Source organism: Rhodanobacter sp. FW106-HT46G03 (assembly GCF_058789895.1).
Map to the genome: position 1 here is coordinate 2340866 of NZ_JBYTCC010000001.1, position 12619 is coordinate 2353484.

Annotated in this window: 9 protein-coding genes and 1 pseudogene; all 10 read right to left on the reverse strand. The window is 65.6% G+C overall.

The features are described from left to right. Nucleotides 1-82: 82 nt before the first annotated feature. Complete coding sequence (gene gyrA, locus AC3WP6_RS10260) at nt 83-2713, reverse strand: DNA gyrase subunit A (protein ID WP_492627615.1); 2631 nt, start codon at nt 2711-2713, stop codon at nt 83-85. A gap of 222 nt (nt 2714-2935) precedes the next feature. Continuing rightward, complete coding sequence (gene mtnA, locus AC3WP6_RS10265; protein WP_492627616.1) at nt 2936-3949, reverse strand: S-methyl-5-thioribose-1-phosphate isomerase; 1014 nt, start codon at nt 3947-3949, stop codon at nt 2936-2938. A gap of 18 nt (nt 3950-3967) precedes the next feature. Next, a complete protein-coding gene (locus tag AC3WP6_RS10270) occupies nt 3968-4153 on the reverse strand; it encodes a PspC domain-containing protein (protein ID WP_492627617.1) in 186 nt (61 codons plus the stop codon). Between the two features lie 18 nt (nt 4154-4171). After that, entirely contained in the window at nt 4172-5239 is a 1068-nt protein-coding gene (locus AC3WP6_RS10275) for a class III poly(R)-hydroxyalkanoic acid synthase subunit PhaC (RefSeq protein ID WP_492627618.1), read from the reverse strand. Nucleotides 5240-5251: 12 nt separating this feature from the next. After that, entirely contained in the window at nt 5252-6238 is a 987-nt protein-coding gene (locus AC3WP6_RS10280; RefSeq protein WP_492627619.1) for a poly(R)-hydroxyalkanoic acid synthase subunit PhaE, read from the reverse strand. 112 nt (nt 6239-6350) lie between these two features. Next, on the reverse strand, nt 6351-8456 hold the full coding sequence (gene pnp, locus AC3WP6_RS10285; RefSeq protein ID WP_492627620.1) for a polyribonucleotide nucleotidyltransferase: 2106 nt from the start codon (nt 8454-8456) through the stop codon (nt 6351-6353). A gap of 124 nt (nt 8457-8580) precedes the next feature. After that, complete coding sequence (rpsO, locus tag AC3WP6_RS10290; protein WP_492627621.1) at nt 8581-8850, reverse strand: 30S ribosomal protein S15; 270 nt, start codon at nt 8848-8850, stop codon at nt 8581-8583. A 161-nt stretch (nt 8851-9011) separates the two neighbouring features. Continuing rightward, a complete protein-coding gene (truB, locus tag AC3WP6_RS10295) occupies nt 9012-9941 on the reverse strand; it encodes a tRNA pseudouridine(55) synthase TruB (RefSeq protein WP_492627622.1) in 930 nt (309 codons plus the stop codon). 8 nt (nt 9942-9949) lie between these two features. Then, nucleotides 9950-10315, reverse strand: coding sequence for a 30S ribosome-binding factor RbfA (gene rbfA / locus AC3WP6_RS10300; RefSeq protein WP_492628681.1), 366 nt, complete (start codon nt 10313-10315; stop codon nt 9950-9952). A gap of 199 nt (nt 10316-10514) precedes the next feature. After that, nucleotides 10515-12596, reverse strand: a pseudogene (gene infB / locus AC3WP6_RS10305) (translation initiation factor IF-2); the annotation flags it as partial. Between the last annotated feature and the right edge of the window lie 23 nt (nt 12597-12619).

The window sequence follows — 12619 nt, forward strand, 5'->3', positions numbered from 1 at the left end:
GCCTGCCGCTCGCGGCGCCGACGGCGCGAAACGAAAAGCCCCGGTGGAACCGGGGCTTTTCGTCGTGCTCGCGAGCTGCCGATCAGGCGTCGGCGGGCGGCTCGCCGGCATCGCTTGCAGGCGTTTCACCCGCCTCGCCGGTCGGGGCATCACCAGCGTCGCCCGCGGGGGTCTCGTCGTTGCCGTCGTCCTCCTCGGCTTCCAGCCGCACGACGCTGACCAGCGACTCGTCGGCCGGCAGGCGCATCAGGGTGACGCCCTGGGTGTTGCGGCCAAGCTGCGAGATTTCACCGACGCGGGTCCGCACCAGCGTGCCCTGGTTGGAAATCAGCATCAGCTCGTGCGCCTCGGTGACCTGCACCGCAGCCACCAGCATGCCGTTGCGATCGGAGCACTGGATGCCGATCACACCCTGGGTGCCGCGGCCCTTCTTCGGGAAGTCGGCGAGCGACGTGCGCTTGCCGTAACCGCGCTCGGTGGCAGTAAGGATGTCGCCTTCGGTGGCAACGATCAGCGACACCACCTCGACGCCTTCAGCCAGCCGCATGCCGCGCACGCCGGTGGCGGTGCGGCCCATCGAACGTACAGTGTTCTCATCGAAACGGTTGACCTTGCCGTTGGCGGCAAACAGCAGGATGTCGCTGTTGCCATCGGTCAACTCGACATCGACCAGCGCGTCGCCCTCGGCAAGCTTGATCGCCTGCTTGCCCTTTTGCAGTTGGAACGCGAACTCGGTGAGCGGGGTTTTCTTGACCGTGCCCCGTTTCGTCGCAAAGAACACGAAGTGGTTCTCGTCGTACTCGCGCACGGTGAGCACCGCCTGTACCTTCTCGCCCTCGCCGAGCGACAGGAGATTGATGATCGGCTTGCCGCGCGCGCCCGGACCGGCCTCGGGGATTTCGTACACGTTGAGCCAGTACACGCGCCCGGTACTGGTGAAAGTGAGCAGCGTGTCGTGGGTGTTGACCACCCACAACTGCTCGACCACATCCTCGTCCTTCAGCGCCGAGGCGGAGCGGCCCTTGCCGCCGCGCTTCTGTGCGCGGTAGGTACTGGCCGGCTGGCGCTTGACGTAACCGGTGTGCGAGAGCGTCACCACCATGTCTTCGGGCGCGATCAGGTCGAGGACGTTCAGGTCCTCCTTGGAATGCTGGATCTCGGTGCGCCGCGCATCGCCGAACTCGGTGCGGATCGCTTCCAGCTCGCCGCGAATGACGGCCAGCAGGCGATCCGGATCCTCGAGGATCTCGATCAGGCCGCGGATGGTTTCGAGGATCGCCTTGTATTCGTCGGAAAGTTTCTCCTGCTCCAGGCCGGTCAGGCGATGCAGGCGCATTGCAAGGATTTCCTGCGCCTGCACGTCGGACAGCTGGTAGCCATCCGGCTTGAGGCCCTCGCGCGGATCGAGATCCTCGGGGCGCGAAGCTTCAGCGCCAGCTGCGGCAAGCAGCGCTCCCACCACGCCGGGTTGCCACTTGCGCGCCAGCATGCGCTCACGCGCTTCCTGTGGCGACGACGAGGTCTTGATGAGCTCGATCATCTCGTCGATGTTGGCCAGCGCCACCGTGAGGCCTTCGAGGATGTGTGCGCGCGCGCGCGCTTTGCGCAGGTCGAAGATGGTGCGTCGCGTAACCACTTCGCGGCGGTGGCGGATAAAGGCTTCGAGAATTTCCTTGAGCCCCAGCGTGCGCGGCTGGCCATCGACCAGCGCCACCATGTTGATGCCGAAGGTGACCTGCAGCTGGGTCTGCTGGAACAGGTTGTTCAGCACCACGTCCGCCATTGCGTCGCGGCGCACTTCGATCACGATGCGCATGCCGTCCTTGTCGGACTCGTCGCGCAGCTCGCTGATGCCTTCGACCTTCTTTTCCTTCACCAGCTCGGCGATCTTCTCGATCAGCCGCGCCTTGTTCACCTGGTACGGAATCTCGTGGACGAGGATCGTCTCGCGGCCGTTGGAGGCCGTTTCGATCTCGGCTCTGGCGCGCACCAGGATGCGGCCGCGACCGGTACGGTAGGCCTCGACGATGCCGCCGGCGCCGTTGATGATGCCAGCGGTGGGGAAATCCGGGCCGGGGATGTAATGCATCAGCGCATCGACGCCGAGCGACGGGTCGTCGATCAGCGCAATCGTGGCCGCGATCACTTCGCTCAGGTTGTGCGGCGGCACGTTGGTCGCCATGCCCACCGCAATGCCGGCCGAGCCGTTCACCAGAAGGTTCGGTACCTTGGTGGGCAGCACCAGCGGCTCGTGCTCGCTCTCGTCGTAGTTGGGTCCGAAGTCGACGGTTTCCTTGTCGATGTCCGCCAGAAGCTCATGGGCGAGCTTGGACATGCGCACTTCGGTGTAACGCATGGCGGCGGGGCTGTCGCCGTCGACCGAACCGAAGTTGCCCTGGCCGTCCACCAGCATGTAGCGCAGCGAGAACGGCTGCGCCAGACGCACGATGGCGTCGTACACCGAGGAATCGCCGTGCGGGTGGTATTTGCCGATGACGTCGCCCACCACGCGTGCGGATTTTTTGTACGGCTTGTTCCACGCATTACCCAGTTCGTTCATCGCAAACAACACGCGGCGGTGCACCGGTTTCAACCCGTCGCGCACATCCGGCAACGCACGCCCCACGATCACGCTCATGGCGTAATCGAGGTAACTCTGGCGCATTTCGTCTTCGATGTTGACGCGGATGATTTCTTTGGCGAGTTCTGCCATCAATCGGCTTCCCTGGTGAGCGCAGTGGACGCGTTGCACGTTGCGTGCAAACGCAGAAAATCAACCCTTCAACTATAGCACAGACAACCTGTTTTTGCCTGTAAAGCCGGGGCAAATAGGCTTTTCAGATCAACAGGTTGGGCTTTCCGGACGCAATCGCGGAAAGCCCGTGCCGCAACCCGCGAAAAGGCTCGTCGTCAAGGTGCGCAATCACGCGGCCGATCACGCCCGGAAAGCCGCCTGCATGGCCTGCGCCGTGGGGCGTTCGATCACGCCGCGCTCGGTGACGATGGCGTCGATCAATGCCGCCGGCGTCACGTCGAACACCGGGTTCCAGGCTTGCGCGCCCGCCACCACCACGCGTTTGCCTGCGATGGAAAAAAGCTCTTCGGGATCGCGCATCTCGATCGCGATGGCATCACCGCTCGCAGTAGCCATGTCCACCGTGGAGGACGGCGCCACCACCATGAACTTCACGCCGTGGTATTTCGCGGCAATCGCAAGTTGGTAGGTGCCGATCTTGTTCGCGGTATCACCGTTGGCGGCAATGCGATCCGCACCCACGATCACCCATTGCACCGCGCCGGTTTTCATCAAGTGGGCGGCCGCGGAATCGGCAATGAGCCGGGCCGCGATGCCATCGCGCACCAGCTCGTACATGGTGAGCCGCGCGCCCTGCTGCCACGGTCGCGTCTCGCCGGCGTACACCTGTGCAATGCGCCCCTGCGCGACGCCGGCACGAATGACCCCCAGCGCGGTGCCGAAACCAGCGGTGGCCAGCGACCCGGTGTTGCAATGGGTGAGCACGCCGGAACCAGACGCGATCAACGCCGCGCCCAGCTCGCCCATGTGGCGGTTCGCGGCAAGGTCTTCGTCCTGGATGGCTTGCGCCTCGGCAGCCAACGCGGCGGCATCGGCGCCGGCCGCGTGGCGCGCGCGCATCCGGTCCAGCGCCCACATCAGGTTGACGGCGGTGGGTCGCGCGGCGCGCAGATCGGCCAGCGCGGTATCCATGTCGGTACCGCTGCGCCCGGCCAGTACCACACCCCACGCGGCGGCGATGCCGATCGCCGGCGCACCGCGCACGGCAAGCTCGCGGATGGCCTGCACCACGTCGGCCGCCTGCCGGCAGTCGAGCCAGCATTCCTCCTGCGGTAGACGACGCTGGTCGAGCAAATGCAGGTGGTCGCCGCGCCATTGCACGGCGCGGATGTGGTCGTAGCGGTCGTAATCCATGAAAAACCCGGTTGCAGGTCAGGATTCCTGCGGCATCACCAGCCACAGGATGAGGTAAAGCAGAACGCCGGAACCGCCGAGCATCGTGAGCACGATCCACACGATGCGTACCACGGAGGGATCCCAGCCGAGGAAATCGGCCACGCCGCCGCACACACCCGCCAGCATGCGGTCGTGGGTGGAACGCGTCAGGCGTTTTTGCATGGGCTCGATCCGCCGCCGTCAATCACGCGCGTGCAGCCATTGGTGGATGGCCGGCGGCACCTCGCGCTGCGCGCGGCCGGACACGTAGATGCCGATGTGCCCGCCCTTGAACGCCAGCTCGGTGTAGTCCGTGCTGTTGACCCGCCGGCCCAGCGCGCGCGAGGCGTCCGGCGGCACGAGGTGATCCTGCTCGGCATAGATGTTGAGGATCGGCAACGTCAAACGCCGCAGATCGACTTCGTTGTCGCCGATCACCAGCCCGCCCTTCACCAGTTTGTTGCCTTGGTAGAAATCCTTGATGAACTGGCGAAAGGTTTCGCCGGCCTGATCGGGCGAGTCGAAAATCCAGCGCTCCATGCGCAAAAAGTTTTCCAGCTCGACTGGCTTGTCGAGGATATCCACCAGACCAACGTATTTTTGCTGGTTCAAGCGCACCGGCTTGAGCGTCAGGTACACCCAGTTCATCAGCTCCGCCGGAATGTTGCCCATGGCGTCGACAAAACGGTCGACGTCAAGGTTGCGGCACCAGTGCGAGAGCATGTTGTCCGGCGTCTGGAAATCCACCGGCGTCACCATGGTGATGAGGTTCTTGACCTTGTCCGGATGCATCGCGCTGTAGCACAGCGAAAACGCGCCGCCCTGGCAGATACCAATGAGGTTGATCGCCTCCAGCCCACAGCGTTGGCGCACCGCTTCGACGCAGCGGTCGAGATACCCGTTCAGGTAATCGTCCAGCGTCAGCCAGCGATCGGCGCCGCCGGGGTAGCCCCAGTCGATCAGATAGACGTCTTCACCCTGCGCCAGGAGGTTGCGCACCAGCGAGCGATCGGACTGCAGGTCGGTCATCCACACTGTGTTGACCAGCGCGTAGACGATCAGCGTCGGAGTTTTTGCGGTCGGAGCGCGGTCGCCCAGCATGTGGTAAAGCTTGAGCTTGTCCTCGGCGTAAACCAGCTCGCGCGGCGTATTGGCGTAGCTCGGCTCGCGCATGTGGCGCAACTGGCCAAGGCCGGCGCTCAGCTTGCGCTGGAAAGTGCTGATTTCCTGCATCAGGCGGGTGGGGTCAAGCTGCAATGGCGTATCCATGGGTATCCCCGATCAACGCTTGCGCGCAGTGGTGGCGGACGGACGCCGGGCGGGCGCCGCAACGCGGCGCACCGACGGTTTCGGCTTTGGTGCGGGACTGGCCTTGCCTGCCGGCGACGCGCCGAGCTCGGCCAGTTCGCGGCGCAAGGCGCTCACCTCGCGCCGCAGCGCCAGCACCTCCGCGCCCATGTCGCCGCTTGCCTGTTTGCGGATTTCGCGGCGCACCTGCTGCAGGCGCTCGCCCAGCGCCGATACCTCCTCGCGCGTCGGCAACCCCAGCTCGCGGCACCACGCGGCCGTCTGCTTCTGCTGCAGCTGGCGCACCTGCATCTGGCTGTTGACCATGTCGCCATACGCGGTGCGGAACTCGTCGGTCAGCGCAATTTCCGCATAGGCTTCTTCCGCCGCGTCCACCCAGACGTCGTACAGGGCCTTCAGCGAATCAATCGGCCGGCTTGCGGCATCGCGGTCGACCAGCCGGCGCTGCAACAGCTCCAGCCCTTTCGCGTTGGCGCGCTGAATCAGCGCCTGGTAGCGCGCGTTGGCCTCCACCGCCGCTTGCACTGCAGCCACCAGATCCTGCTGCTGCATCAAATCTTCGCGCTGCGGGCCAAAGGCCGGCACCGGCCCGGTCGCGCCCATTCCCGGAAAACCGCCCGCATGGGCGAAGCGCAGCCACGCCTGCCACTGCTCGATGAAGCCCTGCGCCGCGTTGCTGTCGATCCCGGCAAACGCCTGGGTGAACGGTTGATTGCCGGCACCGGCCCAGGCGCGCAACAGGCTTTGCCAGTCCGCGCCGGGCTGGCTGGCACCGGCCGCCGCCATGCCCTGCATCCAGTCGAAACAACCCTTGAGGCCAGCCAGCGTGCGGTCGAGCACTTCGTTGCCGACCGGCTGCGGGGTTGCCGGTGGATGCTGCAACTGGCGCAGCCACGCATCCCACGATTGCTGCGCCAGCACTTGCCAGTCCTTGACGAAATCGCCCGTCTGTCCGCTCATCGCGTTTCCTCGTGGCTGTTGCACGCATCCTAGCAAAGTGCCCGGCCGTAAACGTGCGAAGCCCGGCTGGTTGGGCCGGGCTTCGCTACAGGCATCGGTGGTGCAGAACCAATCAGACGCTCTTGGCGTCTTCCTCGGTCACCGCCTTCATGGACAGGCGAATGCGACCCTGCTTGTCCACTTCCAGCACCTTGACCTTGACCACCTGGCCTTCCTTGAGCTTGTCGGAGACTTTCTCCACGCGCTCATTGGAAATCTGCGAGATGTGCACCAGGCCGTCCTTGCCCGGCATGATCGTCACGAACGCGCCGAAATCCATCAGCTTGACGACCTTGCCTTCGTACACCTTGCCCGGCTCCACGTCGGAGACGATCTGCTCGATGCGCTTCTTCGCCGCTTCGCCAGCGCTGCGGTTGACCGAGGCGATGATGACAGTGCCGTCGTCATTGATGTCGATCGTGGCGCCGGTCTCTTCGGTGATCGAGCGGATAGTGGCGCCGCCCTTGCCGATGACCTCGCGGATCTTGTCCGGGTGGATCTTGACGGTGAGCAGGCGCGGGGCGTACTCGCTCATCTCGGTACGCGGCGTGGAGATGGCCTTGGCCATTTCACCCAGGATGTGCAACCGGCCGCGCTTGGCCTGCGCCAGCGCGATCTGCATGATCTCTTCGGTGATGCCGTCGATCTTGATGTCCATCTGCAGTGCAGACACGCCCTCGGAGCTGCCGGCCACCTTGAAATCCATGTCGCCGAGGTGATCCTCGTCGCCAAGGATGTCGGTCAGCACGACGAAGTCGCTGCCTTCCTTGATGAGGCCCATCGCGATGCCGGCCACCGGCGCCTTGAGCGGCACGCCGGCATCCATCATCGCCAACGAGGAGCCGCACACCGAGGCCATCGACGAGGAACCGTTCGACTCGGTGATTTCCGACACCACGCGCAGCACATACGGGAACGACTCGAGCGACGGCTTGACCGCCTGCACGCCGCGCTTGGCAAGGCGGCCGTGGCCGATCTCGCGGCGCTTGGGCGAGCCGAAGCGGCCGGTTTCGCCCACCGAAAACGGCGGAAAGTTGTAGTGGAACAGGAACGGATCCTTCGACTCGCCGGCCGGTGCATCGATGATCTGCGCATCGCGCGTGGTGCCCAGCGTCACGGTGACCAGCGCCTGCGTCTCGCCGCGGGTGAACAGCGCCGAACCGTGGGTGCGCGGCAGCACGCCGACGCGCGCGGTGATCGGGCGCACCTGATCGAGCGCGCGGCCGTCGATGCGGTTCTTGGTCTTGAGCACGCCGTCGCGCAGCGTGTGGTATTCGATCTCTTCGAACGCGTCGCTGATCGCGCCGGCGGTCCAGCCGGCGGCCTCGGCCTGCCCGGCAATCGCGGTCTTGACCTCGCTCTGCAGCGCGGCAATCGCGTCGCGGCGCTCGAGCTTGTCCTTGATGTGGAACGCCTCGCCCAGACGGGTGCCAAGCGCGGCCTTGATCGCGCCGAACAACGCCTCGTTGCGCGCGGGCTCTTCCCACTTGAACGCCTTGCGGCCGGCCTCGGCCACGAACGCATTGATCGCGCTGATCGCCGCCTGCATCTCACGGTGGCCGAACATTACCGCGCCGAGCATCACTTCCTCGGACAGGAGTTGCGCCTCGGACTCCACCATCAGCACCGCGCCAACCGTGCCGGCCACGACGAGGTCGAGCTTGGAGTTCGGCAACTCCGCGGTTTCCGGGTTCAGCACGTACTGGTCGTTGACATAGCCGACGCGTGCGGCGGCGATCGGACCCTTGAACGGGATGCCCGAGAGCGACAGCGCAGCCGAAGCGCCGAGCATCGCCGGGATGTCGCTTTCCACTTCCGGGTTGAGCGAGACGACCTGGGCGATCACCTGCACTTCGTTCTTGAAGCTGTCGGGAAACAGCGGACGGATCGGGCGGTCGATCAGGCGCGAGGTGAGGGTTTCCTTCTCGGTCGGGCGGCCTTCACGCTTGAAGAAGCCGCCAGGGATGCGGCCGGCGGAGTAGAACTTTTCGACGTAGTCGACGGTGAGCGGGAAGAAATCCTGTCCTTCCTTTGCCTTGGCCGCGGCCACCACGGTGACCAGCACCACGGTGCCACCCATGCTGACCATCACTGCGCCAGATGCCTGGCGGGCAATTTCGCCCGTCTCCAGCGTGACTTCGTGTTTACCGTACTGGAAGGACTTGGTTACTTTCGCCATGTTGATTTCCCGATTCTGAAAAAGGCGGCGCCGACGCCGGTGCCTGATGTGCGTTCGCGCTTGAACGCCCCGACAAAACTCATGCGGCCGGCAAGCCGGCCGCGTGTTGCGTTGCGAGCGTCGATCAGCGACGCAGGCCGAGGCGCTCGATCAGGCTCTGATAGCGAGCCAGATCACGGCCCTTCAGATAGCCGAGCAGGCTCTTGCGGCGGTTGACCAGCTTGAGCAGGCCGCGACGCGAGTGGTGATCCTGCTTGTGCGTCTTGAAGTGCTCGGTGAGGTGATCGATCCGGGCCGAGAGCAGCGCAACCTGGACCTCGGTCGAGCCGGTGTCATTCGGCTTGCGGCCAAAGTCGGTGATGATCTTGCCGGTCTGTTCTACGGTAAGAGACATGAGTGATACCTGTTTCCTTGAAAAGGCGATGCGAAGCTTGCGTTTGCGCAGTCGGGGACGACGCAAGCGCAAGCTTCGCCTTGGTGGATGAAAGTGCAGGAATAACTTGCTTATTGTACCGTTGGCGTTGGCGCCGCAACAAGGGCAAGGCGCGGCATCGATCAGCCACTCGGCAGGTTGAAACCGCGCACGATGCGGCTGCAGCCGACCGCATCGAAATCCAGCAGCGCACGCAGCACGCCGCGCTCGTCCAGCGCCGCATGCAGGCCATGCCGCCCCGCAACGATGATGCTGCCGCCACTGCCGATCACCTCGCATTGCATCGCATCCAGTACGAGACGCGGGCAAGCCCCCAGCCCGACCTCGGTCGGCAACAGCCACGCCAGCAGTTCCGCATCGTCCGTCGCGGCGGCCGCTTCCAGCGCGGGCAGCGTGACCATGGTCGGCGTCACGAACGGCTCCACCCACAGCCGCCGCAGAGCGATGAGATGCGCGCCGCAGCCCAGGTTCTCGCCCAGATCGGCAGCCAGCGAGCGCACGTAGGTACCCGAACCGCACTCGACCTCGAAGCTCAGCGTGTCGCCAACGCATTCCAACAGCTCCAGCCGGAAGACCTCCACCTCGCGCGGCGGCACGTCGACCAGCTCGCCGCGGCGCGCCTTGAGATACAAGCGCTCGCCCCCCTGCTTGAGCGCCGAATGCGCCGGTGGCACCTGGTTGATCGCGCCGCGCAACGGCGCCAGCGCGGCTTCGATCGTGGCGACATCCAGTGCGGGCACCGGGCGCGTGCGCAGCACATTCCCTTCGGAATCGGCGGTGGTGGTGGTCACCCCGAGCCGGCAGGTGGCGCGATAGGCCTTGCGCCCGCCGAGCAGGCTACCGGCGAGCTTCGTCGCCTCGCCAAAGCACAACGGCAACAGGCCGGTGGCGATCGGATCGAGGGCGCCTGCGTGCCCCCCCTTCGCCGCGCGCAACAGCTGGCGCACCTGCTGCAACGCCTGATTGGAACTGAGGCCCGCGGGCTTGTCGAGCAACACGATGCCGTGCAGCGCACGCCAGTGAAAGCGCGTCCGATGGCGTCGCCGAGTCATGCGGGCACCTACGATTCGGGCGTCGGCGGGGTCTGCGTGGCGCGCAGCAGGGCATCGATGCGCTCGCCCTTGTCCACCGAGTCGTCGTACTTGAACTTGAGCTCCGGCACCCGTCGCAAGCGCATGCTGCGCGACAGCGCACGGCGGAACTCCGGCGCCAGCACGTTGAGGGCCTTGACCGCTTCCACCGCCTGCGCCGGCAGCAGAGCGGTCACCCACACCGCCGCATAATCCAGATCCCGCGTCACTTCCACATCCGACACGCTGCACGACGGCAAACCGTGATCGCGGACGGCCGCATGTACCAGCAGGCCCAGCTCGCGGCGGAGCTCGGCGCCTACACGGTCGGTACGTTTGAAGTCGCGGGAGGGCATGGGGTGAGCGGAATCCGTGTGGAAGCTGGAAAGCAAAAGCCGAAGAGCAAGAGCTGCGTTACCGATGCCTTTTGGCGAGCAGTCCTGCACGCCGAAAGGCTCGGCGAGCCCAGCATGCGCCAGGCTCGCCTCCGTCAGGTCATGGCCTGACGAGCGGCCATCCATGGCCGCGCTCGCACCCTGTAACGCCCTTCGGGCGTTACAGGGTGCGAGCTACTTCGATTCGCTCGAAGCATTCGATCTGGTCGCCGACCTTGACATCGTTGTATTGCTTGACGGCGATACCGCATTCCATGCCACTGCGCACTTCGTCCACCAGATCCTTGAAGCGGCGCAGGGACTCCAGCTCGCCTTCGAACACCACGGTGTGGTCGCGCAGCACGCGGATCGGCTTGCTGCGGGTGACGTGGCCCTCGGTGACCATGCAGCCGGCAACGGCGCCGAACTTGGAGCTGCGGAACACCCCGCGCACCTCGGCGATGCCGATGATTTCCTCGCGGATCTCGACCCCGAGCAAGCCGGAAGCCGCCTGTTTCACCTGGTCGATCACGTCGTAGATGATCGAGAAATAGCGCACGTCCAGACCGGAGGTTTCGATCACCTTGCGCGCCGAGGCATCGGCACGCACGTTGAAGCCGATCAACAGCGCCTTGGACGCCGCCGCCAGCGTGGCGTCGGATTCGGTGATGCCGCCGACGCCGGAGGCGATCACGTTGACCTTGACGTTCTCGTTGCCGATCGCACTGAGCGACGTGCGCAGCGCTTCGACCGAACCCTGCACATCGGCCTTGACCAGGATGTTGAGCGTCTGCTGCTCGTTGCCCTGGCCCATCTGCGCAATGATGTCCTCGAGCCGGTTGGCCTTCGAAACCATGCGCGTCTCGCGGCGTTTCTGGTGCCGCTCCTCAGCCACCTGCTTGGCGAGCTTCTCGTCGGCCACGGCAACGAAATCGTCACCGGCTTCCGGCACGCCGGAAAGGCCAAGCACCTGCACCGGGATCGAGGGGCCGGCCGACTGCACGCGCTTGCCGGTCTCGTCCACCAGGGCGCGCATGCGGCCGTATTCAATGCCGCACACCACGAAGTCGCCGCGCTTGAGCGTGCCTTGCTGCACCAGCACCGTCGCCACCGGGCCGCGGCCCTTGTCGAGGCTGGATTCGATCACCACGCCCGAAGCCGGGCCGTCGACCACCGCCGCCAGCTCCATCACCTCGGCCTGCACCGAGATCGCTTCGAGCAGCTCTTCCACCCCCATGCCGGTCTTTGCCGACACGGGGATGAACTGGGTGTCGCCGCCCCAGTCCTCGGGGATCACCTGGATGTTCGCCAGCTCCTGCTTGACGTGGTCCGGGTTGGCGGTGGGCTTGTCCATCTTGTTCATCGCCACGATCAGCGGCACCTTCGCCGCGCGGGCGTGTTCCACCGCCTCGACCGTCTGCGGCATCACGCCGTCGTCGGCCGCTACCACCAGCACCACGATGTCGGTGGATTGCGCGCCGCGCGCACGCATCGCGGTAAACGCCGCGTGCCCCGGGGTATCCAGGAAAGTAATGACGCCGCGCGAGGTCTTCACGTGATAGGCGCCGATGTGCTGGGTGATGCCACCGGCCTCGCCGGAAGCCACCTTGGTACGCCGCACGAAGTCGAGCAGCGAGGTCTTGCCGTGATCGACGTGGCCCATGATGGTGACCACCGGTGGGCGCGGCTCCTTCTCGCCCTCGAGCTCGGCCGTCTGGGTATGTGCTGCCAGCACCGCCTCGGCATCGTTCGCATTGGCCTCGACCACCTTGTGGCCAAGCTCTTCGACCACCAGCACCGCGGTGTCGTGGTCGATGGTCTGGTTGATGGTGGCCATCACGCCCATCTTGAACAGCGCCTTCACCACCTCGGCGCCCTTCACTGCCATCTTCTGCGCGAGATCGGCTACGGCGTTGACGTCGCCCACCGCCACCTCGTGCACCACGGCCGCGGTGGGCCGGGTGAACCCGTGCGCACCAGCCGCGGCACCGTGGCTGGCTTCGCGGGTGGCGCTGCGCCCGGTACGGCCGCGCTTGCCACTGGAACGACGCGCACGATCGGCCGCGCTCAGGTGCAGCTGGCCGGCACCAAAGCGCTTGCCTTCGCCGCCTTCACCGCGTTCGCGATTGTGCCGCGCCTTGCCGCGCGCATCACCCGCGCCGGCTGCCGGAGCTGCCGGCGCAGGGGCCGGAGCTGGCGCAGGCGCCGGCTTGACCACTTTCTCGCGCTTGCGCGGCTCGTAAACGTGCGGAACGATCATGCCCAATTCGCGCGGATCCAGGCGTT

Bases quoted from the DNA above. Each gene is read 5' to 3' on its own strand.
- AC3WP6_RS10275 (WP_492627618.1), bottom strand. From the start codon at position 5,239: ATGGATACGCCATTGCAGCTTGACCCCACCCGCCTGATGCAGGAAATC.
- pnp (WP_492627620.1), bottom strand. From the start codon at position 8,456: ATGGCGAAAGTAACCAAGTCCTTCCAGTACGGTAAACACGAAGTCACG.
- truB (WP_492627622.1), bottom strand. From the start codon at position 9,941: ATGACTCGGCGACGCCATCGGACGCGCTTTCACTGGCGTGCGCTGCAC.
- rpsO (WP_492627621.1), bottom strand. From the start codon at position 8,850: ATGTCTCTTACCGTAGAACAGACCGGCAAGATCATCACCGACTTTGGC.
- AC3WP6_RS10280 (WP_492627619.1), bottom strand. From the start codon at position 6,238: ATGAGCGGACAGACGGGCGATTTCGTCAAGGACTGGCAAGTGCTGGCG.
- gyrA (WP_492627615.1), bottom strand. From the start codon at position 2,713: ATGGCAGAACTCGCCAAAGAAATCATCCGCGTCAACATCGAAGACGAA.
- mtnA (WP_492627616.1), bottom strand. From the start codon at position 3,949: ATGGATTACGACCGCTACGACCACATCCGCGCCGTGCAATGGCGCGGC.
- rbfA (WP_492628681.1), bottom strand. From the start codon at position 10,315: ATGCCCTCCCGCGACTTCAAACGTACCGACCGTGTAGGCGCCGAGCTC.
- AC3WP6_RS10270 (WP_492627617.1), bottom strand. From the start codon at position 4,153: ATGCAAAAACGCCTGACGCGTTCCACCCACGACCGCATGCTGGCGGGT.